This window comes from Streptomyces composti (assembly GCF_012034205.1).
Taxonomy (GTDB): domain Bacteria; phylum Actinomycetota; class Actinomycetes; order Streptomycetales; family Streptomycetaceae; genus Streptomyces; species Streptomyces composti.
Genome location: NZ_JAATEM010000009.1, coordinates 31,304 through 55,560 on the forward strand (window position 1 = coordinate 31,304; position 24,257 = coordinate 55,560).

Sequence of the window (24,257 nt, forward strand, 5' to 3'; positions counted from 1 at the left end):
CCCCGCCGGCGGCCGCGGCCGGCTCAGCCGAAGGACAGCCTGCCGGTGCGGGTGCGCTTGAGTTCGAAGATGTCGGGGTGGGTGGCCAGGGTGCGGACGCTGTCGAAGAGACGGGCCGCCTCCTCGCCGCGCGGGACGGCCCGGAGGACCGGGCCGAACCAGACGGTGCCGTCGATGTGCGGGGTGGGCGTGCCGACGTAGCCGCCCGAGTCCGTCATGTGCCGGATCTCGGCCGGTTCCGGCCCCGGCGCGAGCACGTTTCCGCCGAGCGTCGGTCACTCCGGCCGCGTGCGGCCGTCTCAGGGGCCGTGCCGCCCGCTCAGGACGTCTCGGTACCGAAGAGGGTCCCCTGGTGGAAGTAGAGGCGCCAGCCGGTGCCGGTGCGGCGCCACAGGGAGCTGCGGTGGGCGCGGCGGCCGTCGGCGTCGGTGTCGTAGGTGAGGTGGACGACGTCCGGGGCGAGTTGGACCGCCCGCATGCCGGACACCTTGACGGGGTCGGCCTGTTCCGGCTCCCCGGCGAGAAGGGCGAGCACGGTGGCGCGGTCCCAGACGCGGCCGGAGGCGCCGAACTCGTGGAAGTCGGGGTGCAGCAGGGCCGCCGCGCGCTCGGGGTCACGGCGCACCGCGGGGTCGAGCAGCAGCAGTTCGCCCTCGACCGCGGCGTCCGGGCCGCTGCCGCCGGCGGCTCTCTCCGTGCCCCTGGTGTCCCCCGTGCTCGCCGCGCTCCCCGTGTGCGCCGCGTTCTGTGTCTCCTCAGTCACCGGTCATCTCCACGAGCTTGGTCACGGTGTTCCAGTTGCGGGTGGTGGCGGTCAGTCCCTTGGTGAAGCGCGGGCGGGACAGGGCCTCGGCGAGCTTGGAGCGGCCCAGGCCACCGGGGGTGTACAGGTAGATCACGCGGTCGCCGGTACGGAACTCCTCCGGCAGGAAGGCCTGCTGGTCGAGCTCGGCGAAGCGGCCGGGGTCGACGGGCTCGGAGAGGTAGGTGGCGTGCAGCTGCTTGGCCTCCAGTTCGGCGGCCGGGAACGGGCAGTCGCGGAGGACCGCCGCCAGATACGCGTGGTCGCGCACGATCACGTCCACGGTGAAGCCGTACTGCCGCTCGATCGCCGCGGCGAGGTCGGCGGCCAGCGAGTCCTCGTCGCCGTGCGAGGCGGTGAACACGGCCTGGCCGCTCTGCAGATAGGTGCGGACCCCGGTGTACCCCAGGCCTTCCATCAGGGTGCGCAGCTCGGCCATCGGGAGTTTTCTGCTGCCGCCCACATTGACCCCGCGGAGCAGGGCCGCGTATGTCGTCGCCATGGCTGAAGCCTAGGTCGGCCGCCGTGCCCCGTGGGGGCGGGCACGACGGCCGGTCCGCGAATGAGCGGACGTGCGCGAAACTCTGGCGGAACGACGCGGCGCGAGCAACCGCGCCACGCGCCTCTCCACGCACCTGTGACTTATTCAACAAACCTTCGAAATGACAAACCCTGAACAACGTCCCCGAGAGACCTCAATAGATGTAAGGGGCCGATGTCCTCCCGAGTGGGGAGAAGCCGACGGGCGAACGGAGGAGGCGCGGGGCCGCAGCTTCACCGGGGAGCAGGACGAGACGGCCGGATCGGGCCCATACCTTCGCAAGCGAGGGTGGCGGCAGGGGGTCGCTGCCGCACCGCACACGAAGGAGCGAGCCCGAGATGAGCAACGGAGAAGGACGGGTCCGTGGCCTCGCCGCCCGGGCCGGCGGCTGGAGCGCCCGGCATCGCTGGGCGGCTGTCGGGATCTGGGTGCTGTTCGTCGTGCTGGCGGTGGGACTCGGATCGGCGGCCGGCCGGGTCGATGTCAAGGACGGCGACCAGCTGAGCGGCGAGACACACACCGCGGCCCGCATCATCGAGGACGCCGGCATCGAGGAGCCGGCCGGTGAGACCGTACTGATCCAGGCCAAGAGCGACGGTGTGAAGGCCACGGACCCGGAGTTCAGGTCCGCGGTGGCCGCCGTCGTGGCGGCGGTGGAGGAGACCGGCGAGGTCTCGGACGTCACCACGCCGTACGAGTCCGGCACCATCTCCGAGGACGGGCGCAGCGCGCTGGTCCAGTTCGACATGCGCGGTGCGGCGGACACCGCGGGCGAGCGGGTGGAGCCGGTGCTGGACGCCGTCGAGCGGGTCCAGAAGGACCACGAGTCGCTGCGGATCGAGGAGATCGGCGGCGCCTCGATGATGAAGACCTTCGACGACGCGTTCGGCGCCGACCTGCAGCGGGCGGAGTTCTCGGCGGTGCCGGTGGCGCTGGGCATCCTGCTGATCGCCTTCGGCGCGGTGGTGGCGGCGCTGCTGCCGGTGGCGCTCGCCATCACGGCGATCATCGCCACCATGGGCCTGATGGGCCTGGTCAGCCATCTGCAGCCGATGAGCGACACCGCCAACTCGGTGATGGTGCTGGTCGGTATGGCCGTGGGCGTCGACTACTGCCTGTTCTATCTGCGCCGCGAGCGCGAGGAGCGGGCGGCCGGCCGGGACGCGCAGGCGGCGCTGCGCATCGCCGCGGCGACCAGCGGCCGTGCGGTCGTCGTCTCCGGTGTGACCTTCTGTGTGGCGATGGCGGGCATGCTGTTCACCGGCATCGCCGAGTTCGAGGGCATGGGGCTGGCCTCGCTGATGGTGGTGGCGGTGGCCATGGTCGGTTCGGTGACCGTGCTGCCGGCGCTGCTGTCGCTGCTGGGCGAGCGGGTGGAGAAGCTGCGCATCCCGTTCCTGCACAAGCGGGCCTCCAGCGGTGGGGACAGCCGGTTCTGGGGTGCCGTGCTCGACCGGGTGCTGGCCCGGCCGGTGCTGGCGGTCGTGGTGGCCACGGGTGCGCTGCTGGCGGTGGCCGCGCCGGCGGTCGGCATGAAGACGCAGAACCTCACGCTGGACCAGGAGTTCGGCGACTCGCTGCCGATCGTGCAGACCTACAACCGGGTCAACGAGGCCTTCCCGGGCGGCTCGGAGCCCGCCGAGGTGGTCGTCCACGCCGACGACATCAACGCACCGGAGGTGAAGTCGGCGCTGGCCGGCTTCCGTGAGAAGGCGATCGAGTCGGGCGCGACACGCGGCCCGGTCGAGATCAAGGTGCACGACCAGCAGAACATCGCGCTCGTGTACGTGCCGCTGGTGGGCGGCTCGGACCTGGACAAGGCGGGCGAGAGCCTGCGGACACTGCGCGACGAGGTGCGGCCCGCCACCCTCGGCGCGGTCGACGGCGTCGAGGCACCGATCACCGGGCAGGTCGCCGGGTCGAAGGACTTCAACGACCAGCTGGTCGGGTCCGTGATGCCGGTGTTCGCCTTCGTGGTGGTCCTCGCCTTCGTGCTGATGCTGATGTCGTTCCGGTCGGTGACCGTGGCGATCACCTCCATCGGGCTGAACCTGCTGTCGGTGGGCGCCGCCTACGGCGTCCTGGTGGCGGTCTTCCAGCACGGCTGGGGCGCGTCCCTGGTGGGCGCGGAGGGCGTCGGCGCGATCATCACCTGGCTGCCGCTGTTCCTGTTCGTGATCCTGTTCGGCCTGTCGATGGACTACCACGTGTTCGTGGTCTCCCGGATCCGTGAGGCCCGGCTGCGGGGCCTGGCCACCCGGGACGCCATCCGGCACGGGGTGGTCACCACGGCCGGGGTGGTCACCAGCGCCGCGGTCATCATGGTCGCCGTGTTCGCGATCTTCGGGACGCTGTCGATGCAGTCCATGAAGCAGATGGGCGTGGGCCTCGCGGCGGCGGTGCTGATCGATGCCACCGTCATCCGGGGCGTGCTGCTGCCGGCGGTGATGGCGCTGCTCGGCGAGCGCAACTGGTACCTGCCGAAGTGGCTGCACCGGATGCCCGACCTGACCCACGACGAGGCGCCGCAGGCGCCGGCGCGACCGCCGGCCAAGGACGACGAGGGGGAGCCGGTGCGGGTGTGACCCGTCCGGCCCGTCCGGCCCGTCCAGCCCGTCCGAGGGGAGAATTCCCGGGTCGAGGAGAACTCCGCAAGGGAGGCCCGGCGGACCGAGGTCCGCCGGGCCTCCTCCTTCCGTGCTGCCGGTCAGCGGCGCAGCTCCGCCTCGATCAGGTCGGCGGCCCGTTGCGTGCCGCCCTCCTTCTCCGTCCGGGCCTGGAGACCGGCGAGGCGGGCGGCGACCTCCGGGTCGTCGACCAGAGCGAGGGCGATCGAGCGCAGCGTCCCGGCGGTGGCCTCCTCGGTGAGCACCTTCCGGGCCACCCCGAGCCCCTGGAGCATGTCGGCGTTGACGAACTGGTCCGCGGCCTGCGGTACGGCGATCATCGGTGTCGCGGTGACCAGTCCCTCCTGGCTGCCGCCCGCCCCTGCGTGGGTGACGAACAGATCGGCCTGCCTGAGGACCGCCAGCTGCGGCACCCAGCCGTGCACCTCGACGTTGCCGGGCAGGTCGCCCAGCTCGGCCGGGTCGACATGCCGGCCGATCTGGAGCACCAGATGCCAGCCGGGCAGGTCACCGAACGCCTTGACGCACTCTCGGTAGAAGGCGGGCTGCTTGGTGAAGGCCGACCCCAGCGACACCAGGACGACCTTCTCGGCCCCGGCGGGCCGCTGCCAGTCCCCCTCGTTGCCGCGGTCGCCCTGGCAGGCGCCGACGAAGGAGTACACCCGTTCGTCGACCCGGTCGGCGTTGGGCTGCAGTGCCCTGGGGATCAGGACGAGGGAGCGGTCGGGGCGGCCCATGAACGGGTCGGGGTGCAGGGTGATCCCGTTCTCCTCCAGCCAGGCCTTGAAGCGGGCGTAGTACGCCTTGCCCCGCTCGGTCTTCTTCGGCTCCTCCCACATCGGCTCGGCGACCTCCTGCTCGTAGCCGTCCCAGGCGACCATGCAGGGCGAGAGGGAGATCGCGGGCACCTTCCAGCGGTGGGCCAGGACCCGCCCGGCGTAACTGGCGATGTCGTACAGGACGAGGTCCGGCTCGTCCCCGCGGTACGCCTCGGCGATCTGCGGGAGGGCCTGGACGGCGTCGTCCAGGAAGGGCTCGACGTTGTCCAGAAGGCTGTCTCCCCAGGCGTCCGGGTCGGCGTCGGGACCGGGCAGGGTGGAGTTCCACAGCTTGGGTTCGGCGCCGGTCTCGGCGACCTTGCCGGCGAGGGCCGGAGGGATCGCGTAGCTGACCCGGTGGCCGCGTGCCACGAGCTCGCGGATCACCTCGAGGCTCGGGTTCACGTGGCCGTGGGCGGCGATGGAGAACATGGCGATGTGCGCGGGGGCTGTCATGCCACGACCCTAAACGAGACGAGACGTCTCGTGCAACTTTGCGGGCCGGGCAGGTCCCCACCAGCGCGAATGCGAGACTGACCCCACACATGACCGGACCGCCCGCACATCGTCGAGGCGGGCGGACCGGGCGGCTGCCGGCGCAGCGCAGTGACCGGCGGCGCACAGGGCAGAGGACCTACACGGAGGCGGGCGGATGGACGAGGCACGGGCGCGTGAGGTGCTGGGCGGAGCCGGGGTGCTGCCCGGCGCGGCCGGGGACGCGCGGCTGATCGCCCTGGGCGAGAACGCCGTGTTCGCCGCCGGTGACCTGGTGGTCAAGGTGGGCCGGGACGCCGAACTGCTGGACCGGGCGCGCCGGGAGCTGGCCGTCGCGCTCTGGCTGGCGGACGCCGGGGTACCGGCCGTCCGGGCGGCGGAGCCGGAGGCGCTGCTGGTCGACGGCCACCCGGTGACCGTGTGGCACCGGCTGCCCGAAGCCGTACGCCCCGCCGAGCCGCGCGACCTGGCCTCCCTCCTGCGCCTGGTGCACGCCCTGCCCGCGCCCCCCTTCGCCCTCCCGCGGCGCGATCTGCTGGGCGGCGTGGAACGCTGGCTGCGGCTCGCCGGCGACGCCATCGACCCCGCGGACGCGGCGTATCTGCGCGAGCGGAGGGACGGTTTCGCCTCGGCCGTGGCGGCGCTGACGCCCCATCTGCCGCCGGGCCCCGTCCACGGCGACGCGCTCCCCCGCAATGTGCACGTGGGCCCCGACGGGCCCGTCTTGGTGGACCTGGAGACCTTCTCGGCCGACCTGCGCGAGCACGACCTCGTGGTGATGGCCCTCTCCCACGACCGCTACGGACTGCCGGACGAGGCATACGCCTCCTTCACGGAGACCTACGGCTGGGACGTACGCACCTGGGAGGGCTGCTCGGTCCTGCGCGGCGCCCGCGAGACGGCCAGCTGCGCCTGGGTCGCCCAGCACGCCCCGGCCAACCCCAAGGCCCTGGCCGAGTTCGAACGCCGGGTGGCGTCCTTGCGAGCCGGGGACGAGACGGTGCGCTGGTACCCCTTCTGACGCAGGCCGGTCAGACCGGCTCACCCGCCGTCTCCCGCAGGGGCCAGGAGCTGTCGACGATCGCCGCGGCGTCGCCCTTGCGGCGGAGGAAGTCCTGGAAGTCGGCGGCCCAGGCGGCGTACCACTCGATCTGGCGGCGGTGCAGCTCCGCCGGGCCGAGCGAGGCCACCTTGGGGTGCCGGACGGCTATCGCGCAGGCGAGGCGGGCCGCGGCGAGGGCGTCCGACGTCGCGTCGTGCGCGGAGTCGAGGGCCACGCCGTACTCGGCGCAGACCGCCTCCAGATTGCGCTTGCCGCGGCGGTAGCGGTCGACGAAGCGGTCGATGGTGTACGGATCGATGACGGGCGCGGGGTCGATGCCGCCCAGGCGTTCGCGCAGGGAACGCAGATTGTGGCGGCGCAGTTCGGCGGAGAGCAGGCTCAGGTCGAAGGCGGCGTTGTAGGCGACGACCGGGACGCCCGTCCTCCAGTAGCCGGTGAGGACGTCGGCGATGGCGTCGGCCACCTGGTCGGCGGGTCTGCCGTCCGCCGCCGCCCGCTCGTTGCTGATGCCGTGGACCGCCACCGCCTCCGCCGGGATCGGCACGCCCGGATCGGCCAGCCATTCCCGGCGCCCCATCGGCTCCCCGCCCCGGACCTCGATCACGGCGCCGGTGACGATCCGCGCCTCGCGCGGGTCCGTGCCCGTGGTCTCCAGGTCGAAGCCGATCAGCAGCTCCCGGTGCCAGCCCATGGGCTGCCCCCCTTCTGTGTGGTGCGTTCCCCCAGTGGCCCATACCTTCGCATGCACCACTGACAATCCGAGGATCGGCTTCCGCTCGGCGGCGGCCGGCGAACCTCACGACACAGGGCGCGAATCCACCCACATCTGCTCGAACTCCTCGCGATAGGTGGGGAACAGACCGCCTTCCTCCACCTCGCCCGGTTTGACCAGCCTGTTGCCGTTGCGCAGCACCAGGACCGGCGCCTCCATGCCACGGGCGCGGCGCAGATGGTGCTGCACCACCGCGATGCCGTCCGCGCCGTCGGCGTCCACCAGGTACGCCGTGCAGCGCGGCGTCTCGTCGTAGACGTGGATCTCGAAGGCCCCCGGGTCGCGCAGGCGGGAGCGGACGCGGCGCATGTGCAGGATGTTCATCTCGACCGCGCGGCCCAGTTCCCCGCGCTTGATGCCGAGTTCCCGCTCGCGGCGCTTGACCGCGCTGGACGCCGGGTTGAGGAACAGCAGCCGCACCCGGCAGCCGGACTCGGCCAGGCGCACCAGCCGGCGCCCGGAGAAGTTCTGCACAAGGAGATTGAGCCCGATCCCGATGGCGTCGAGCCGCCGGGCGCCGCCGAAGATGTCCTCGGCCGGGAACTGCCGCAGCAGGCGCACCCGGTCGGGGTGCACGGCCACGACGTCGGCGTACCGGTCGCCGACCAGGTCCTCCACCGCGTCCACCGGCAGCCGGCGCGCGGAGGGGACGTCGCCGCCCGCGCCGAGCATCTCCAGCAGCCGTGCGGAGGCCCGTTCGGCCTGATTGAGGACGGCCTCGGAGAGCGCGCGGTTGCGGGAGACGACGTTGCGGGTGACCTCCAGCTCGTCGAGGGCCAGCTCGACGTCCCGGCGGTCGTCGAAGTACGGCTCGAAGCAGGGCCAGTGCTGGACCATCAGCTCCCGCAGCTGCGGCAGGGTGAGGAACGACAGCACATTGTCGTCGGCCGGGTCGAGGAGATAGCCCTTGCGGCGGCTGACCTCGCGCACCGCCACCGCGCGCTGCACCCACTCCTGGCCCGCGGGCCCGGCCGCGGCGACCACCCAGTCGTCGCCGTGCACGGGCTCGTAGACGGGCCGCAGCACGGCCGCGACCACGGCGCGCAGCCGCTGCTCGACAAGATTCAGCCAGATGTAGGCCCGCCCCGCGCGCTGGGCGCGGGTGCGCACCTCGCGCCAGGCGTCGGCGTCCCAGTCCAGTTCCGGCCCTATCGAGCCCGCGCCCGCGTCCATAGGCCGTGCCAGGGACACCGCACCGGGCGGGACCTCCGTGGAGTTCCCCTCGTGACCCTCGTCACCAGGGGGCAGCTCCAGCCCTCCCGAGCCCACCCGCGCACCGCCTTCCACTCCCCCGAGTCCTCCCCATGCCGACGATCAAGGAGAGTACTCCGCATGCGGCGCACGGTGCAGCCCGATGGACAGGCTCGTTTCCCAACTTCCTTCTTTCACAGGATTGTTCCTCTGCCGCCGGACCGGGGGAAGTGAGCGGTTTCATAGCGGCTGCGGGCGCCGCGAGGACCCAACACCCGCCGGGGCGGGGGCAGTCGGCGGGTGGCCGGCATGCAGGACCTTCGCGCGCGCGATCCGGCGGGCGGCGGGGCCGTGGCCGGAGGGCGACGGGTCCCGCAGGCCGAAAGCCGGCGGTCGGGCGAGCGGGGAGGCGGAGGCCGGATTCTGACGTTCACCCGGACGGTGGACGCCTCTCCCGGGCGTCGCGCGCAGCACGGCAGCCCAGGGGCACCCGGATCACTGGGGTCAGTGGGGTCTGCGGGATCCGTGGGGTCAGTGAGCTTGACGGCCTCACGGTCACCGGGGTCACGTCAGCCCCGGACGTCCCCGCAGTCCCTGCAGTCTCGCCGGTCCCGGGCCCTCATTCCCCGTACGGAGGCACCAGCAGGCACACACACCCTGGTGGTGGGCATATGCCTAGGTGGTCTCCTCACTTTCGGGGAGACTCGGGGAGACTCGGAGCGAAGGCGCCCCCACCGGCGCCGTACACCTGGAAGAGTCGTGTCCATGCAGGTCTGGCCTGGCGAGGCGTATCCGCTCGGTGCCACATACGACGGCGCCGGTACGAATTTCGCGGTCTTCACGGAGGCCGCGGACCGAGTAGAGCTGTGTCTGCTGCACGACGACGGCTCCGAGACGGCGATCGAGCTGCGCGAGAGCGACGCGTTCGTGCGGCACGCGTACGTTCCCGGCGTCATGCCCGGGCAGCGTTACGGCTTCCGGGTGCACGGTCCGTACGCACCCGAGCGCGGGCTGCGCTGCAATTCCGCGAAGCTGCTGCTCGACCCGTACGCGCGTGCGATCAGCGGGTCCGTCCAGTGGGGCGAGGAGGTGTACGGCTACCACTTCGACGACCCCGACCGGCGCAACGACCTGGACTCCGCTCCTTACACCATGACCTCGGTGGTGGTCAACCCCTACTTCGACTGGGGGGACGATCGGCGGCCCCGTACGGAGTACCACGAGACGGTGATCTACGAGGCCCATGTCAAAGGGCTCACCATGCGGCACCCCGAGCTCCCCGAGGAGCTGCGCGGCACCTATGCGGGCCTGGCCCACCCGGCGGTGATCGAGCATCTGACCGAGCTGGGGGTGACGGCGCTGGAGCTGATGCCCGTGCATCAGTTCGTCAACGACCACCGGCTGGTCGACATGGGCCTGAGCAACTACTGGGGCTACAACACCATCGGCTTCTTCGCCCCGCACAACGCCTACGCCTCCTGGGGCGACCGCGGCCAGCAGGTGCTGGAGTTCAAGTCGGCGGTGAAGGCGCTGCACGAGGCCGGGATCGAGGTCATCCTGGACGTCGTCTACAACCACACCGCCGAGGGCAACCACCTGGGCCCCACGCTGTCCTTCAAGGGGATCGACAACCCCTCCTACTACCGGCTGATGGAGGACCGCCGGTACTACATGGACACCACCGGCACCGGGAACTCGCTGCTGATGCGGTCGCCGCACGTACTGCAGATGATCATGGATTCGCTGCGGTACTGGGTGACGGAGATGCATGTCGACGGGTTCCGCTTCGACCTGGCGGCCACCCTGGCCCGGCAGTTCCACGAGGTGGACCGGCTGTCGTCGTTCTTCGACCTGGTCCAGCAGGACCCGGTCGTCTCCCAGGTGAAGCTGATCGCCGAGCCCTGGGACGTCGGCGAGGGCGGCTACCAGGTGGGCAACTTCCCGCCGCTGTGGACCGAGTGGAACGGCAAGTACCGGGACACCGTGCGCGACCTGTGGCGGGGCGAACCGCGCACGCTCGCCGAGTTCGCCTCCCGGCTGACCGGCTCCTCCGACCTCTACCAGGACGACGGACGCCGCCCGCTCGCCTCGATCAACTTCGTGACCTGCCACGACGGCTTCACGCTGCGCGACCTGGTCTCGTACAACGAGAAGCACAACGAGGCCAACGGCGAGGACAACCGGGACGGCGAGAGCCACAACCGGTCCTGGAACTGCGGGGTGGAGGGCGAGACCGACGACCCGGAGGTGCTGCGGCTGCGGGCCCGGCAGATGCGCAACTTCATCGCCACCCTGATGCTCTCCCAGGGCGTGCCCATGCTCAGCCACGGCGACGAGCTGGCCCGCACCCAGCACGGCAACAACAACGCCTACTGCCAGGACAACGAGCTGGCCTGGGTGGACTGGCCGGAGGACGGAGGCCAGGACGTCGACGGGGACGCCGGGGCCACGGAGGACCTGCGCCGGCAGATGCTGAGGTTCACCCGGGCGATGGTGTGGCTGCGCAAGGACCACCCGGTGTTCCGCAGGCGCCGCTTCTTCCACGGCCGGCCGGTGGAGGGCACCCACGACGAGCTGTCGGACATCGCCTGGTTCACTCCCGAGGGCTCGGAGATGACCCAGCGGGACTGGGAGTCGGCGCAGGCGTCGGCGCTGACGGTGTTCCTCAACGGCAACGCGATCTCCGAGCCGGGTCCGCGCGGGGAGCGCATCACGGACGACTCCTTCCTGCTGATGTTCAACGCCTCCCCCAAGCCGCTGGACTTCGTGGTGCCCGTCGACCACGGCCGGCAGTGGCAGGTGGTGGTCGACACCGCCCGCGCGGACGGGGTCCCGCCGGGCACCGGCCCCAAGGTGAACGCCGGGGACCGGCTGACGCTGACCGACCGCAGCCTGACGGTGCTGCAGCGGCCGGTGTAGTCCGGTGGCGGGTGATGACGGGAAACCGACAGGAAACCGCGGCAGGGCGGGTACGTAGCTGTGCATGACCACTGAGCGGACTGTCGATCGGACTCTCGTGCGCCCCGGAGCACCGGTGCCCACGGCCACCTACCGGCTGCAGCTCCAGCCCGGCTTCCCCTTCGGGGCCGCGGCGGCCGCCGTGCCGTACGTGGCCTCGCTCGGCGTGTCGCATCTGCATCTGTCGCCCGTCCTGGAGGCCGTGCCCGGCTCGGCGCACGGCTACGACGTGGTGGACCACGCCCGGGTGCGCGAGGAGCTGGGGGGCGAGGAGGGACTGCGGGCGCTGGCCGCCACCGCACGGGAGCACGGCCTCGGGCTGATCGCCGACATCGTGCCCAACCACATGGCGATGGCGCCCCGCCACAACCGGGCGCTGTGGGAGGTGCTCGGCAAGGGCCCGTCCTCGCCGTACGCGCGGTGGTTCGACATCGACTGGGAGGCGCAGGACGGCCGGGTACTGCTGCCGGTGCTCGGCGGGCCGCTGGGCGCGGAGCTGGACCGGATCAAGGCCGACGGCGAGGTGCTGCGCTACTACGACCACGAGTTCCCGCTGCGGGAGGGCACCGCCGGCCTTGAGCTGCCCGCGCTGCTGGACGCCCAGTGGTACCGGCTCGGCTGGTGGCGGCTGGCCCGCACGGAGCTGAACTACCGGCGGTTCTTCAGCATCTCCGAGCTGATCGGGGTGCGGGTGGAGGACCCGGAGGTCTTCGAGGCCACCCACGCGACGATTCTGCGGCTGTTGCACGAGGGGGTCCTCGACGGCCTGCGGATCGACCACCCGGACGGGCTGGCCGACCCGGACGGCTATCTGCGGCGGCTGCACGAGGCGACGGGCGGCCGGTGGACGGTGGTGGAGAAGATCCTCGCCGACGGGGAGGCGCTGCCCGCCTCCTGGCCGGTCGCGGGCACCACCGGCTACGACGCCCTGCGGCACATCGACGGCCTGTTCGTGGACCCGGCCGGGTTCGGGGACCTGCTGGGCCAGTACCGCAGGTTCGCGGCGCCCCCGGCGGACCGGGGCGGCGACTGGGACGCCACGGTGCGGCGGGCCGCGTACAAGGTGCTCAACCACGAGCTGGCGGCGGAGACCGACCGGCTGACCCGGGTGGCGAGCCGGCTGTGCGCGACCTCCCCGGAGCCCGCCCTGCGCGACCGCGCGCCCTGGGCGCTGCGCACCGCGCTGGTGGAGCTGCTGGTCCGGCTCGAGGTGTACCGGCCCTACGCCTCCGTGGACGCCTCCCGCGTGGTGACCGAGGAGGCCGCGGCCGAGGCCCGGCGGGCCTTCACCGTCCCGGAGGAGGCGGAGGCGGTGGACGTGGTACGGGACCTGGTGCTCGGCCGGTACGGCGACGGGCCGCAGCACCAGGAGTTCCGGGCCCGGTTCGCGCAGACCTCCTCGGCGCTGCGGGCCAAGTCGGTGGAGGACACGGCGTTCTACCGCTTCGTGCCGCTGCTCTCGGCGAACGAGGTCGGCGGCGAGCCGGGCAGCCCGGCGGTGCCGCCGGAGCGGTTCCACCAGTACTGCTCCCGGCTGCAGCGCGACTGGCCGGCCACCGGCACGGTGGTCTCCACGCACGACACCAAGCGCAGCGCCGATGTGCGGGCCGCCCTGCACGTCCTCACCGAGTGCCCGGAGCGCTGGGCCGACCTGCTGACGGAGGTGACCCGCACGGGCGAGGGGGTGCCGGACGCGCAGCTGGCGTGGGCGGCCTGGCAGACGGTGTTCGGGCTGGGCCCGGCGGAGGAGGAGCGGGTGCAGGGGGCCCTGTCGAAGCATGTGCGCGAGGCGGGTCTGCACACCAGCTGGACCGAGCAGGACCCGTCCTACGAGGAGACGGTGGCCCGGTTCGTGGCGGCCGGCCCGTGCGGCGGACCGGGTGAGCGGGTGGCGCGGCTGCGGGCCGCGCTGGAACCGCACATCCGCGCCAATGTGCTGGGCACGGCGCTGCTGCATCTGACGATGCCGGGCGTGCCGGACGTCTACCAGGGCACGGAGCACGAGTACCGGGCGCTGGTGGACCCGGACAACCGGCGGCCGGTGCGCTTCGACGGCACCGGGGAGGACGGCGACGGCGGCCCCGGCAGCAAGGCGGCGGTCACCCGGGCGGCCCTGCGGCTGCGGGCCCGGCTCCCGGAGGTGTTCGGGGAGACGGCGACGTACCAGCCGCTGCCGGCCGAAGGGCCCGCCGCGTCCCACTGCGTGGCGTTCGTCCGCTCGGGCCGGGCGCTCACGGCGGTGACCCGGCTGTCCCTGCGCCTGGATCGGGCGGGCGGCTGGCGGGACACCCGGCTCACCCTGCCGCCGGGCCGCTGGACGGACGTGCTCGGCACCGGCCGCGTCTTCGAGTCGCAGGTGCGTGCGGAGGACCTGTTCGCCCCGCTGCCGGTGGCGCTGCTCGAGCGCACCGGGGAGTGAGTGCCCCCGCTTCCGGGGGCGGGTGAGGTGTTCGGGGTGACTCCTGGTGCGCCCTTGACAGCGCCTCGTGGCCGTGGGGTACTGCGCACAACGGCGTCGCGTCGTCGGGACGGGGGTGAGTCCGCTGCGGGAGCTGCGCTATCCGACGGTGGCCGAACTGGTGGGCTCCGCCCGCACTCTGGCCGGTCAACGGCCCGAACTGTGCGTGCTGCGGCAGGTGGGCGTCTCCCGCGCGGGCCGGCCGCTGCATCTGCTGTCCCTGGGGCACGCCCGGCGGGCGGTGCTGGTGGTCGCCGGTGCGCACGCCAACGAGCCGGCCGGCGGGGGCACCCTGCTGGTGCTGGCCCGGCGGGTGCTGCGGCAACCGGAGCTGCGGGACGGCATGTCCTGGCACTTCCTGCTGTGCGCCGACCCCGACGGGGCGAGCCTGCACCGCAGCCCCGCCCCGCGCAGCCTCTACGAGTACCACCTGGGCTTCTTCCGCCCCGCGGGCCCGGAGCAGCCGGAGTGGGCGCCCTCCCTGCTTCCGCCGGACCGCCTGCCGCCCGAGACGCGGGCGCTCACCGGCGTCATCGACGAGCTCCGGCCCTACCTGCAGGTCTCGCTGCACGGCACCGATCTGGGCGGCAGCTGGGTGCAGTTGACCCGGGACGTGCCGGGTCTCGCGGAGCCGTTCGGCAAGTCCGCGGCGGAGCTGCACATCCCCGTCGAGACCAGCGCCTCCGACGCGGCGGGCTGGCCCGCCTCGGGCCCCGGCGTGCATGTGCTGCCGGAGCTCGGCACCGGACCCGCCTACCCGAGCCTGCCGGACGACGCCCGGCACAGCACCTGGTACCACGCGCACCGGTACGGCGGGATGACCGCGGTGGTGGAGGTCCCGATGTGGGCGGGTGGCGTGGTGGACGACGCGGCGCCCCATCCGGCGCCGGGCATGGCGCTGCGGCATCTCGCCCGACGGCTGCTGCGGGACGCCGGCGAGGTGCTGCGGGTGGTCGAGGACGTGCGGCCCCGCCCCGAGGCGGCCGTGGGCCCTCTGGCGCGCGCCGCCCTGTGGGGCCTCGACCTGGTGCCGGGACTGGCCGGTGATCTGACACACCGTCCGCCCGCCGACGGCACCCGGGCCTACATCGGCAGCGTCGACGCCTTCGCACGCCGGGTGCCGTTGCGGGCCGCGGCGATGCTGCACCGTGCCCTCCGCGACACCGACCGGAACGCTGCGGCCCGCCTGGACCGGCTGGTCGCCGCCTGGAGCGCCGCCTTCGCGGCCCGCTTCCGCGCCCGCTGGGTCCCCGTGGAGCACCAGGTCGAACACCTGGCCCGCACGGTGGTGGCCACGGCCCTGCACGCCCGCGAACGGGCGGCGTGACGAAGGACCGGCGTACGGGGGCGGGACGGCCTCCGGCACCGGGGGCGCCGGGATGCCCTACTGCCCGTCCAGGGCGAAGACCGCCCCCGTTCTGGCCTGCAGGGTGCAGCGGTTCGGGAAGGTCTCCTCGTAGTCGACGGTGCGGCCTCGCCATTCGCCGACGGCGCGGGCGGTGACCGGGGCGTAGACCATGGGGCAGTAGGTGTCCTTCGCGGGGATGCGGTCGATGCGGCCGTCCGCCGCGGCGAGGTCGGCGCAGGCCTCGGCGGCGCGGGCGTGACCGGCGGGCGGGTCGCAGCGCAGGAGCGCGGTGTGCGGGACGGCCGTGCGGGAGTGCTGCGGGGTGACCGTGAGCTGGAGCCTGCTGCTGCCGGTGCCGCCGGTCCCGGCGCCGCCCGGCGGGGCGTCGGCGGCCTGTGCGGGGGCCGTGCAGGCGAGCAGGACGGTCAGGGCCGGCAGGGCGGCGCGCAGCGTCGTCGTGAAGTACCTCATTCCCGGTGCATCGGCACGGCGCTGCCCGTACCCCATCCCGGCTCACCCGAACGGGAGCGTACGCGTGGGTGACGCAGGGCCAGTTCGCATGCGGCGAGAACGACCCGCGCCTGGTACTCGGACTGGCGTGCGACGGGGATCCAGCGGGGCGCCCACATGTCGCGGTAGTCGGCGCAGCGGGCGTCGATGAGGCGGTCCAGCTCCGGCAGCACCCCGGCGGGGTCGCGGCCGGTGCCCGTCACGAGCTGATGCAGCAGCCCGGCCGTGCGCAGCGCCAGGCGCTGGCCGGCGATGCGCAGGGCGGCGAGGCGCGCGGTGGTCATGGGCGGCAGCGGGCGGGCCGCGGTGCCGCCGTGGTCCGGGTCCCAGGCGTCGGCGAGACCGGGGCAGACCAGGAGGTAGTCGCCGACCGGGGCGAGCAGCCGGGCCGTCTCGGGCACGGCGGCCAGGTGCGGGCGGATCCGGGCCAGCAGCCCGGCGAGCAGCACGGTGTCCTCGCGCAGGGTGCGGCTGACGGCCCGCAGCACGGCGGGCGCGTCGGCGTGCGGGGAGCCGTCGGAGACGGCCGTCACCCCCCACATGGGTGCCTCGACGACGGCCGTGACGGTGCCGTGGCGGTGCGGATGGAACCAGGTCGACTCCACGGCCGCCTCGGTGATGGCGGCGGCCAGATCGCCGGGGCGCGGGGACGGGATGCGGTAGACGGCGGGGCCGAGTCCCGGCCAGTACAGGGCGTCGTAGGCGCCGAGTTCGCGGGGGATGCCGAGGCGCGCGGAGATGGCGGCGACGCGCCCGCCGAGGCCGGGCAGGTCGCGGGTCAGCTCGACGAAGCCGCCGCCGACGTCGACGCCGTGCAGGGAGCACTGCAGCACCGGCCGGAGGTCGTCCTGGAGGGCGAGCAGGGTGCGGGTCTCGGGCAGCGCCGCCGCGGCGGCCCCGTCCGGCAGCCATTCGGGCTGCTCCAGGAAGCCGGGCCGGAAGAAGTGGCGGAAGTAGTGGCCGAGGGCGTACGGGCCGGTGAGCCAGCGCTCGTTGCGGCGCAGCCCGTCGGGGTCGAGGCAGAGCAGCAGGTTCCAGGTGGCGTCGGCGGTCTCGGTGAGCCTCGGGTCGGCCAGGGTGCGTTCGGCCAGCCGCAGCACGGTGGCACCGCCGACGGGTTCGTTGGCGTGCGGTCCGGCGACCACGAGGATCTGCCGGCTGCCGTGGCCGATGCTCAGCAGCCACAGCGGAGTGCCCGCGCGGGAGACGCCGACACGGCGGAGGCGGGCGGTGCGGGGATGGCGCGCGACGAGGGCGGCGGCCCGCGCGCCCAGCTCGTCGACGGTCGGATAGCGCAGGAGGGGCGGCAGGGCACACCTCCAGGAAGTGCTGCCGTCGTTTCACCCGGCGTGCAGGCGTACGTACAGTCAGTCACGAACTCCCGCGCCGCGTCAACACCGCGGAGGACAAAGGGCGAGCGGATCCCGAGCGGATCCTCTCAGGAGGCGGAGGGCGGACCGTCGCCGGCCGTACGGCGTTCAGTTCGCCGCGAGCCGGTAGGTGACCCGCCCGAAGCCGACCTGGTCGCCCTCGCGGACGACGGCCGCGCCGATGACCCTGCGCCCGTTGACCGTGGTGCCGTTGGTGGAGCCGAGGTCCCGCAGCACCCACATGCCGCCCTGGTGGCGCAGTTCGGCGTGGACCCGGGAGACCGTCTCGTGGTTGAGGCGCAGCCCGTTGGCGGGGTCGCGGCCGATGCGCAGCGGGTGGCCGCTCGCCGGATGCGGCAGCAGCAGCTTGGGCAGCCGCTCGGCCTGCCAGGCCCTGCGCAGCCGCACGGTGAACCCGGAGACGGCTTCGACGGTGCCGAATATCAGCCGGGACAGGCGGTTCTCGGCGGGCAGGTCGGCGGTGAGCGCGGCGAGCTCCTCCGGCCGGCGTGCGGCGAGCGCCAGTTCCATGCGGCGGATGAACGTGTCGTGGGAGAGCCGGCCCATGGCGACGCCGTCCCGCAGCACCTTCAGCGCCTTGTCGCGCTCCGCGTCGGACAGCCGCGCGGGGTAGGTGTGGAACTCGAAGGACGACGTCACGCTGGTGATTGTCGGTCAGGGCGGCCGGACTGTCCAGGAAACCTGGAAACGGGCGCGCGGGGAGGTGCCCGGCGAGACCCGCCGCAAAAGGGAACATTCACAAGCGGATTGATCTCTCATGCCGCAGGATGGACGGGCTGTGTCACGGTGAGCAGACGAAGGGGAACCGTCCGTGCAGTTCGAGGTGTGGGCACCACAGGCCGGCCGAGTGACGCTCGAGTGCGACGGTGTCACGCGCGAGATGGAGCGCGACCCGCAGCGCGAGGGGTGGTGGCGGGTGCAGGCGGAGGCGCGGGAGGGCTCCCGGTACGGCTTCTCGCTGGACGGCGGCCCGGTGCTGCCCGATCCGAGGTCGCGCAGGCAGCCGGACGGGCCGGACGGGCTGAGCGCGGTGGTGGACCACGACCGCTACGCCTGGCGCACCGAGTGGTCCGGGCGTCCGCTGCCGGGGGCGGTGCTGTACGAGCTGCATGTGGGCACCTTCACCCGTGAGGGGACGTTCGACGCGGCGGCCGGGCGGCTGGACCATCTGGCCCGCCTGGGCGTCACCCATGTCGAGCTGATGCCGGTGTGCCCCTTCCCCGGCCGGCACGGCTGGGGGTACGAAGGGGTGTCGCTGTGGGCGGTGCACGAGCCGTACGGCGGTCCCGAGGGACTGAAACGGTTCGTCGACGCGGCGCACGCCAAGGGGCTCGGGGTGGTCCTGGACGTGGTGCACAACCATCTGGGTCCATCCGGCAACCATCTGCCGCAGTTCGGGCCGTACTTCACGGACACGCATCAGACGCCGTGGGGATCGGCGGTGAACCTGGACGCGCCCGGTTCGGACGAGGTGCGGGCGTATCTGGTGCAGAGCGCGCTGGCCTGGCTGCGCGACTACCGGATCGACGGGCTGCGCCTTGACGCGGTGCACGCACTGGTGGACACCCGCGCCCGGCATTTCCTGCAGGAGCTGTCGGAGGCGGTGGACGCGCTGGCGGCCGACACCGGCCGGCCGCTGTTCCTGATCGCCGAGTCGGATCTGAACGACCCGCGCGTGATCACGCCCCGCGAGGAGGGCGGGTTCGGCATGCAGGCGCAGTGGAACGACGACTTCCACCACGCCCTGCACGCCGCGGTGACCGGCGAGTCGCAGGGCTACTACGCGGACTTCGCCCGCGCCCCGCTGGCCGCCCTGGCCAAGACGCTCACCGGAGGCTTCTTCCACGACGGGACGTACTCCACCTTCCGCGGCCGCAGTCACGGCCGGCCGCTGGACCGCACGCGGGTGGCCGGGCACCGGCTGCTCGGCTACAGCCAGACCCACGACCAGGTCGGCAACCGCGCCCAGGGCGAGCGGCTCTCGGCGCTGGCCTCCCCCGGTCTGCTGGCGTGCGCGGCGGCGCTGGTGCTGACCGCGCCGTTCACGCCGATGCTGTTCATGGGTGAGGAGTGGGCGGCGAGCACGCCCTGGCAGTTCTTCACCGACCACACCGATCCCGGGCTCGCCAAGGCGGTACGGGACGGCAGACGGCGGGAGTTCGCGGCGCACGGCTGGGCCGAGGAGGACGTGCCCGACCCGCAGGACCCGGCGACCCGGGAGCGTTCCTGCCTCGACTGGTCGGAACCGGAACGCGAGCCGCACGCCCGGATGCTGGAGTGGTACCGGCGGCTGATCGCGCTGCGCCACGAGCAGCCCGACCTGACCGACCCGGACCTGGCGGACACCAAGGTCGCCTACGACGAGGAGGACCGCTGGCTGGCGTTCCGCCGCGGCGACATCCGCGTCGCGGTCAACCTCTCCCCCACCCCGGCCGCCATTCCGCTCGGCGCCCCGAGCGCCCGGATCCTCGCGGCCTGGGAGCCGGTCGGGGCGCCGGGTGCGGACGGTGTGCTGCACCTGCCCGGGGAGTCGGCGGTGGTGCTGCTCCAGGAGTGACGCGTCAGGAGTGACGCATCAGTGGTGACGCTCCAGGACCGAGCCGGGCCGCGGCCTCGGGCAGGACCCGGCTCTGCCCGGGTCAGACCCGTTCCAGGGGCCGGTGCGGCTCGGCCGGGAGCTTCACGGTGATCGTGTCGCCGGGGCGGACCACTCCGCCGCGCCGCACCACGCTCATGATCCCGGCCTTGCGGACCAGGTTGCCGTCCTCGTCCCGGCCGACGACCTGCTTGAGCAGACCCTCCTGGAAGGCGTCGATCTGCACACAGGGGTTGCGCAGCCCGGTGACCTCCACGACCGCCTCCGCGCCGATGTGCAGCAGGGTGCCGGTCGGCAGGCCGAGCAGGTCGAGGCCGCGGGTGGTGATGTTCTCGCCGAGGTCGCCGGGCCGCACCTCGAAGCCGGCGCGGGCCACTTCCTCGAAGAGTTCCTCGTGGATGAGGTGGACCTGACGCAGGTTCGGCCGGGTGGGGTCCTGCGCGACGCGGGAGCGGTGCTTGACCGTCGTCCCCTCGTGCACATCGCCCTCCACGCCGAGTCCGGCGAGCAGGGTGATGCTCTCCCGGGTGGGCTTGGTGAACGAGTACTCCCCGTTGCTGCTCACCGCGGTCACTGTCCCACGCATGGTACGAGCCCCCTCCTCGGCGTCCGGGATCTTCCATCACCCTACGCGACCGGCCGGTTCAGGTGCGGTCCCTTCGCGACCGGCCGGTTCAGGTGCGGCGGCGCGAGCGGCGGGCGGCGTGGCCGGCGGAGATGTGGGCGGTGAGGGCGATCGAGGCGGTGGCGCGGTCGTAGGAGAGCTGGGCCACGCGGGCGTAGAGGCAGTCGATGATCAGCAGTACGGAGTGACGGGCGCCGAATCCGCCGTGCCGGAAGCTCGTCTCGCCGGAGGTGGAGACGAGGTGGATGGACGCGGCCCGGGCGGCGGGCGAGCGGGGGTCGGAGGTGATGGCGACGGTCGTCGCGCCGCGCTCGGCGGCCAGGCGCAGAGGGCCGAGCACCTCACGGGTGCCGCCCGAGTGGGACAGCGCCACGGCCACGTCGGCGGGTGTGAGCAGGGACGCCGAGGTCTCCGCGGCGTGCACCTCCGTCCAGCCCCGGGCCGGGCAGCCGATGCCGAAGAGCCGGGCCTCCGCCTCCCGGGCCAGCACTCCGGAGGCGCCCACGCCGTAGAAGTCGATCCGGCGGGCCTTCGCCAGGGCGTGCGCCGCCCGGTCCAGCGCCTCGCGGTCCAGGCGCTCGACGGTGGCGCGCAGCGCCCGCAGGTCCGCCTGGGCGATGACCTCGATGACGTGGTCCAGGTCGTCGTCGGGCCCGATGCCGGGCCCCAGGGGCCGGTCCCGGTCCGCGGGCTCCCGGGTGAGCTGCCCCTGCTCCTTGGCGAGTTCGAGCAGCAGCGCCTGGTAGGAGTCCAGGCCGAGGGCCTGGCAGAAGCGGGTGACGGTGGCCTGGGAGGTGCCGGTGCGGCGGCCGAGGTCGGCGGCCGAGGTGTGGGCGAGCGCCCCCGGGTCGGCGAGGACGTGCTCGGCGACCTTGCGCAGCGAGGCGGTCAGCCGGGGCAGTTCGGACTGGATCAGCGCGGTGATCACGGCGGGCTCGCTCGATTCGTCGGGTGGGGTGCGGCAGGACGGCCCGGTGGACTTCGACAGGGGTGGTCGGGTGCCGGCGGGTGACGCCGGCCGGCGCGCCCTTGCTGTGCCCTCTTGCCAGGCCGCGATTCTATCAACCACCATGCAGTGTGCCCGCTGAATCAGCCAAACGACCAGAGCAGCCGGAACGGCCCGAGCGGCCCGAGGAAGCGGAACGGTCGGGACGGACCGGGCGGCCGGCCCGGTCCGCGCCGCTGCTGCTCGGTGTCGACGCCGGGGGAACGCGCACCCGTGCGCAGTGCGCCGACCCGGCGGGCCGGGTGATCGGCACCGGCACCGGCGGTCCCGGGAACGCGCTCGGCGTGCGCCCGGCGGACCTGGTGCGGCACCTGAGCGAGGCCATCGGCGCGGCCGTGCCGGAGGGACGGCGCTCCCGGGTGACGGCGGTCGCGGGAGGCTTCGCGGGCGGCGGCCCGGGACGCGGCCGGGACAACGCGACCGCCTGCCTGGCCGAAGCGCTGTCGGTCCTGGGAATCGAGGCCGCCGCCGTGGAGGTGTACGGCGACTGCGAGGTCGCGTTCGCCTCGGGCCCCGGGGCGCCCGCGGACGGGCTGGTCCTGATCGCCGGGACCGGCTCGACCGCGGCGCGGGTGGCGGGGCGGCGCGCCGTGCGCCTGGTGGACGGGCACGGCTGGCTGACCGGCGACGAGGGCAGCGGCTTCTGGCTGGGCCGCGAGGCCCTGCGAGCCGCCGTCCGGGCCCTGGACGGGCGCGGCCCGCGAGGCCCGCTGGTGCAGCGCGTACTGGCGCAGGTGGCGCCGGGACATCCCCTGGACGTCCGGCCCTCCCCCCTCGCGCTCATCCGGCTGCGGGACGCCGTCGCCGACTGGACCTACTCCAGACCTCCGGCGGCCCTGGCCGGACTGTGCCCCCTGGTGACCGACGCGGCGGCCGCCGGGGACCCGGCCGCCCGCTCCCTCCTCGACCGCGCGGCCGGCGAACTCGCCGGGAAGGTGGCCGCGCTGGATCCCCGCCCCGGCGAACTCCTGGTCACCACCGGCGGCCTGCTCGCACCGGGCGGCCCGTTGGCGGGCCGGCTGGCCGCATGCCTGGCTCCGGCCGGCCTGCGGATCGAGTCGGTCCCGGACGGCGGTGCCGGGGCCGTGGCACTGGCCGCCCTCTTGACGCACCGCGAGCACTGATTCATCGTTTCAGGCTCTGCCCCATTTCATGAATTGGCCAACCGATCACGGCATCCGTCAACCGATCACGTCGAACAGCGAGGGTGACCCCATGACCGACCCGCAGATCAGCGCGAGCGTCTTCGCCGACCGGGCGCGTGCCTCGCTGGACGCCGCGATCGAGGCGAACAAGGCGGCGGTGGCGTCGGCGGCCCGGCTGTTCGCGGACTGCGTGGCGGCGGACGGGGTGATCCACGCCTTCGGCACCGGTCACTCGCAGGCCACCGCACTGGAGATCTGCGGGCGCGCCGGCGGTCTGATCCCCACCAACCGTATCGGCCTGGCCGACCTGGTGCTCCGCGGCGGCGAGGACCGCGCCGTGCTCGCGGACCCGCTGCTGGAGCGCAGGCCGGGGCTCGCCGCCCGCCTCTACGAGCTGAGCACCCCGCGCCCCCAGGACCTGTTCGTGATCATCTCGAACTCGGGGGTCAACAACTCCGTCGTCGACATGGCGGGGTTGGTGACCGGCAAGGGCCACTGGCTGGTGGCCCTCACCTCCCTGGAACACACCCGCTCGGTGCCCGCGCTGCACGCCAGCGGGCGCCGGCTCGCCGACCTGGCCGACGTGGTCCTCGACAACGGCGCGCCCGCGGGTGACGCCCTGCTGCCGCTCCCGGACGGAGGCGCCCTGTGCGGCGTGTCCACCATCGTGTCCACCACGCTGGTGCAGATGGTGGTGGCCGAGAGCGTGGCCCTGCTGATGGCCGAGGGACACGACGTCCCCGTCTACATCTCCGCCAACCTGCCGGGCGGCTACGAACGCAACGCCGCCCTGGAGGCCCGCTACGAGGGCCGGCTCCACCGGGGTGGCTTCTGACGGACGGAGACTGGTCCGCTGACGGACCTGGACCCGCCCGCAGCCGGGACGACCTGAGCGCCTCCTAGAGCGCCTCGTCCTCCTTGCGGAGGTCGGTGACGCGTTCCAGGAGGATGGGCTCCCAGGCGCGGTGCAGGCGGGTGCGCAGCAGGGGCAGGGGGGTGGGGTCGCTGCCGGTGACGCCCCCGGCGAGGTGCAGGACGGCGTCGCAGCGGGCCAGCCAGAGGCCGCGCAGGCAGGGGCGGGCGCCATAGCCGGCGAGCGTGGCCGCGCGTACGGCGGCGGGGGCGCCCACGGCGCGGGCGAGGCCCGCGATGTCCTCGGCCGGGTCGCCGAGCACGGCCGCGCCCCAGCCGAGCACACCGCGCACCCGGCCGTCGGCGCTGACCACGAGATGGTCGTCGGCCAGAGCGTGGTGGACGAGGACCACCCCGCCGGGCTGGGGGGCGAGCTGGGCGGCGGCGGGCGGGGTGAGCTGGTCGAGGCGGGCGGAGTCGAACTCGTCGGCCTCGTCGAGCCGTCCGGCGGCCTGGACGGCGGCGCGGCGCAGCACCTCGAGGGAGCGCGGTGCGATCCGCGGCACGCCGAGGGCGTCGGCCTGCCGCAGCGGTACCTCCCGCAGGCCGGAGAGGAGTCCGGCCAGATCGGTCTCGCCGACGGCGGAGACGTCGTGCTCCTCGCCGGAGCCGCCGGGCACCCTGGTGTCCAGGGTGCAGACCAGCTGCGGGGCCCACTCGCCGTGCGCCACGCTCACCGGCAACGCGATCTTGACGTGGGGGCGCACCAGGTCCCGCAGCCGCATCTCGCGGCGCAGCCGGACGGCGGCCTCCCGGTCGGGGGCGAGGCGCAGCACATGACGGTTGCCGACCCACCAGGTGGTGGCCTCCGCGCCGCCGCCGGCGGGCCGCACCTCGGGGTCCTCGGGGAGGGCGGCGCCGCGGGGGCCGCCCCGGCGGGTCCGGGCCGCCCGGCTGTCCTGCAGCAGGGTGCGGACCAGCTCTCTGACGGTGTCCGCGGTGGGTGTCGGTGCCTGGGTCATCGATCGCGCCGTTGTCGTTCCGGGAGTCGGGAGGTGC

19 protein-coding genes and 1 pseudogene are annotated in these 24,257 nt (G+C 73.6%); 8 read left to right on the forward strand and 12 right to left on the reverse strand.

All coding sequences use genetic code 11. The features are described 5' to 3' along the window. Positions 1 to 23 precede the first annotated feature (23 nt). From HCJ93_RS09175 to HCJ93_RS09185, 3 genes and pseudogenes are all read right to left on the reverse strand, one after another. A pseudogene (locus HCJ93_RS09175) lies at positions 24 to 212 on the reverse strand (mycothiol-dependent nitroreductase Rv2466c family protein); the annotation flags it as partial. A gap of 107 nt (positions 213 to 319) precedes the next feature. Further along, positions 320 to 646 carry a nuclear transport factor 2 family protein gene (locus HCJ93_RS09180; protein WP_206317165.1) on the reverse strand — a complete coding sequence of 109 codons (327 nt, stop codon included), beginning with the start codon at positions 644 to 646 and terminating at the stop codon, positions 320 to 322. A gap of 109 nt (positions 647 to 755) precedes the next feature. Beyond that, positions 756 to 1,304: a DUF1697 domain-containing protein gene (locus tag HCJ93_RS09185; RefSeq protein WP_167992896.1), complete on the reverse strand. Its 549-nt coding sequence runs from the start codon at positions 1,302 to 1,304 to the stop codon at positions 756 to 758. Positions 1,305 to 1,681: 377 nt separating this feature from the next. Here HCJ93_RS09185 and HCJ93_RS09190 point away from each other — a divergent pair, with 377 nt between their 5' ends. Beyond that, positions 1,682 to 3,928, forward strand: a complete 2,247-nt coding sequence (locus tag HCJ93_RS09190; protein WP_167992898.1) for an MMPL family transporter — start codon at positions 1,682 to 1,684, stop codon at positions 3,926 to 3,928. Between the two features lie 122 nt (positions 3,929 to 4,050). Here the strand turns inward: HCJ93_RS09190 and HCJ93_RS09195 are convergent, their stop codons facing one another. Continuing rightward, positions 4,051 to 5,244 carry a glycosyltransferase gene (locus HCJ93_RS09195; RefSeq protein WP_167992900.1) on the reverse strand — a complete coding sequence of 398 codons (1,194 nt, stop codon included), beginning with the start codon at positions 5,242 to 5,244 and terminating at the stop codon, positions 4,051 to 4,053. A 196-nt stretch (positions 5,245 to 5,440) separates the two neighbouring features. Between HCJ93_RS09195 and HCJ93_RS09200 the strand changes: the two genes are divergently transcribed. After that, a complete protein-coding gene (locus HCJ93_RS09200) occupies positions 5,441 to 6,304 on the forward strand; it encodes a phosphotransferase enzyme family protein (protein ID WP_167992902.1) in 864 nt (287 codons plus the stop codon). 10 nt (positions 6,305 to 6,314) lie between these two features. Here the strand turns inward: HCJ93_RS09200 and HCJ93_RS09205 are convergent, their stop codons facing one another. Together HCJ93_RS09205 and HCJ93_RS09210 are read right to left on the reverse strand one after the other, a co-directional pair. Next, positions 6,315 to 7,037 carry a 3'-5' exonuclease gene (locus HCJ93_RS09205; RefSeq protein ID WP_167992904.1) on the reverse strand — a complete coding sequence of 241 codons (723 nt, stop codon included), beginning with the start codon at positions 7,035 to 7,037 and terminating at the stop codon, positions 6,315 to 6,317. Between the two features lie 105 nt (positions 7,038 to 7,142). Then, entirely contained in the window at positions 7,143 to 8,387 is a 1,245-nt protein-coding gene (locus tag HCJ93_RS09210) for a DUF5919 domain-containing protein (protein WP_167993117.1), read from the reverse strand. A 687-nt stretch (positions 8,388 to 9,074) separates the two neighbouring features. On the opposite strand from HCJ93_RS09210, the gene glgX reads away from it, so the two are divergent. The 3 genes from glgX to HCJ93_RS09225 all read left to right on the forward strand — a co-directional run bounded on the left by glgX (position 9,075) and on the right by HCJ93_RS09225 (position 15,052). Next, positions 9,075 to 11,228: a glycogen debranching protein GlgX gene (gene glgX, locus HCJ93_RS09215; RefSeq protein WP_167992906.1), complete on the forward strand. Its 2,154-nt coding sequence runs from the start codon at positions 9,075 to 9,077 to the stop codon at positions 11,226 to 11,228. Positions 11,229 to 11,292: 64 nt separating this feature from the next. Beyond that, positions 11,293 to 13,686, forward strand: coding sequence for a malto-oligosyltrehalose synthase (gene treY / locus HCJ93_RS09220; RefSeq protein ID WP_167992908.1), 2,394 nt, complete (start codon positions 11,293 to 11,295; stop codon positions 13,684 to 13,686). Positions 13,687 to 13,801: 115 nt separating this feature from the next. Then, the gene (locus HCJ93_RS09225; RefSeq protein WP_167992910.1) at positions 13,802 to 15,052 is read left to right on the forward strand and encodes a M14 family zinc carboxypeptidase; all 1,251 of its coding nucleotides are present in this window, start codon (positions 13,802 to 13,804) and stop codon (positions 15,050 to 15,052) included. Positions 15,053 to 15,109: 57 nt separating this feature from the next. On the opposite strand, the gene HCJ93_RS09230 is transcribed toward HCJ93_RS09225, so the two are convergent. The 3 genes from HCJ93_RS09230 to HCJ93_RS09240 form a co-directional block, all read right to left on the reverse strand. Further along, the gene (locus HCJ93_RS09230; protein ID WP_240967516.1) at positions 15,110 to 15,544 is read right to left on the reverse strand and encodes an SSI family serine proteinase inhibitor; all 435 of its coding nucleotides are present in this window, start codon (positions 15,542 to 15,544) and stop codon (positions 15,110 to 15,112) included. Then, positions 15,541 to 16,893 carry a M14 family zinc carboxypeptidase gene (locus HCJ93_RS09235; RefSeq protein WP_167993119.1) on the reverse strand — a complete coding sequence of 451 codons (1,353 nt, stop codon included), beginning with the start codon at positions 16,891 to 16,893 and terminating at the stop codon, positions 15,541 to 15,543. The genes HCJ93_RS09230 and HCJ93_RS09235 overlap by 4 nt, the downstream gene beginning before the upstream one ends. 168 nt (positions 16,894 to 17,061) lie before the next feature. Then, the gene (locus HCJ93_RS09240) at positions 17,062 to 17,613 is read right to left on the reverse strand and encodes an FHA domain-containing protein (RefSeq protein WP_167992913.1); all 552 of its coding nucleotides are present in this window, start codon (positions 17,611 to 17,613) and stop codon (positions 17,062 to 17,064) included. A gap of 172 nt (positions 17,614 to 17,785) precedes the next feature. Between HCJ93_RS09240 and treZ the strand changes: the two genes are divergently transcribed. After that, on the forward strand, positions 17,786 to 19,531 hold the full coding sequence (gene treZ / locus HCJ93_RS09245; protein ID WP_167992915.1) for a malto-oligosyltrehalose trehalohydrolase: 1,746 nt from the start codon (positions 17,786 to 17,788) through the stop codon (positions 19,529 to 19,531). An 82-nt stretch (positions 19,532 to 19,613) separates the two neighbouring features. On the opposite strand, the gene HCJ93_RS09250 is transcribed toward treZ, so the two are convergent. Continuing rightward, a complete protein-coding gene (locus HCJ93_RS09250) occupies positions 19,614 to 20,156 on the reverse strand; it encodes an MOSC domain-containing protein (RefSeq protein WP_206317155.1) in 543 nt (180 codons plus the stop codon). An 88-nt stretch (positions 20,157 to 20,244) separates the two neighbouring features. Then, positions 20,245 to 21,123: a MurR/RpiR family transcriptional regulator gene (locus tag HCJ93_RS09255; protein ID WP_309141352.1), complete on the reverse strand. Its 879-nt coding sequence runs from the start codon at positions 21,121 to 21,123 to the stop codon at positions 20,245 to 20,247. Positions 21,124 to 21,272: 149 nt separating this feature from the next. Between HCJ93_RS09255 and HCJ93_RS09260 the strand changes: the two genes are divergently transcribed. Both HCJ93_RS09260 and HCJ93_RS09265 read left to right on the forward strand, forming a co-directional pair. Further along, complete coding sequence (locus HCJ93_RS09260; protein ID WP_309141353.1) at positions 21,273 to 22,325, forward strand: N-acetylglucosamine kinase; 1,053 nt, start codon at positions 21,273 to 21,275, stop codon at positions 22,323 to 22,325. 91 nt (positions 22,326 to 22,416) lie between these two features. After that, positions 22,417 to 23,181, forward strand: a complete 765-nt coding sequence (locus tag HCJ93_RS09265; protein WP_167992920.1) for a sugar isomerase domain-containing protein — start codon at positions 22,417 to 22,419, stop codon at positions 23,179 to 23,181. 64 nt (positions 23,182 to 23,245) lie between these two features. Here HCJ93_RS09265 and HCJ93_RS09270 read toward each other — a convergent pair whose 3' ends face one another. Next, the gene (locus HCJ93_RS09270) at positions 23,246 to 24,220 is read right to left on the reverse strand and encodes an aminoglycoside phosphotransferase family protein (RefSeq protein WP_167992921.1); all 975 of its coding nucleotides are present in this window, start codon (positions 24,218 to 24,220) and stop codon (positions 23,246 to 23,248) included. Between the last annotated feature and the right edge of the window lie 37 nt (positions 24,221 to 24,257).

Excerpts from the sequence above, each read along its gene's own strand:
- HCJ93_RS09205 (WP_167992904.1), bottom strand. The coding sequence starts at position 7,037 with ATGGGCTGGCACCGGGAGCTGCTGATCGGCTTCGACCTGGAGACCACG.
- HCJ93_RS09185 (WP_167992896.1), bottom strand. The coding sequence starts at position 1,304 with ATGGCGACGACATACGCGGCCCTGCTCCGCGGGGTCAATGTGGGCGGC.
- HCJ93_RS09265 (WP_167992920.1), top strand. The coding sequence starts at position 22,417 with ATGACCGACCCGCAGATCAGCGCGAGCGTCTTCGCCGACCGGGCGCGT.
- treY (WP_167992908.1), top strand. The coding sequence starts at position 11,293 with ATGACCACTGAGCGGACTGTCGATCGGACTCTCGTGCGCCCCGGAGCA.
- glgX (WP_167992906.1), top strand. The coding sequence starts at position 9,075 with ATGCAGGTCTGGCCTGGCGAGGCGTATCCGCTCGGTGCCACATACGAC.
- HCJ93_RS09250 (WP_206317155.1), bottom strand. The coding sequence starts at position 20,156 with ATGCGTGGGACAGTGACCGCGGTGAGCAGCAACGGGGAGTACTCGTTC.
- HCJ93_RS09190 (WP_167992898.1), top strand. The coding sequence starts at position 1,682 with ATGAGCAACGGAGAAGGACGGGTCCGTGGCCTCGCCGCCCGGGCCGGC.
- HCJ93_RS09195 (WP_167992900.1), bottom strand. The coding sequence starts at position 5,244 with ATGACAGCCCCCGCGCACATCGCCATGTTCTCCATCGCCGCCCACGGC.
- HCJ93_RS09270 (WP_167992921.1), bottom strand. The coding sequence starts at position 24,220 with ATGACCCAGGCACCGACACCCACCGCGGACACCGTCAGAGAGCTGGTC.
- HCJ93_RS09200 (WP_167992902.1), top strand. The coding sequence starts at position 5,441 with ATGGACGAGGCACGGGCGCGTGAGGTGCTGGGCGGAGCCGGGGTGCTG.
- HCJ93_RS09230 (WP_240967516.1), bottom strand. The coding sequence starts at position 15,544 with ATGAGGTACTTCACGACGACGCTGCGCGCCGCCCTGCCGGCCCTGACC.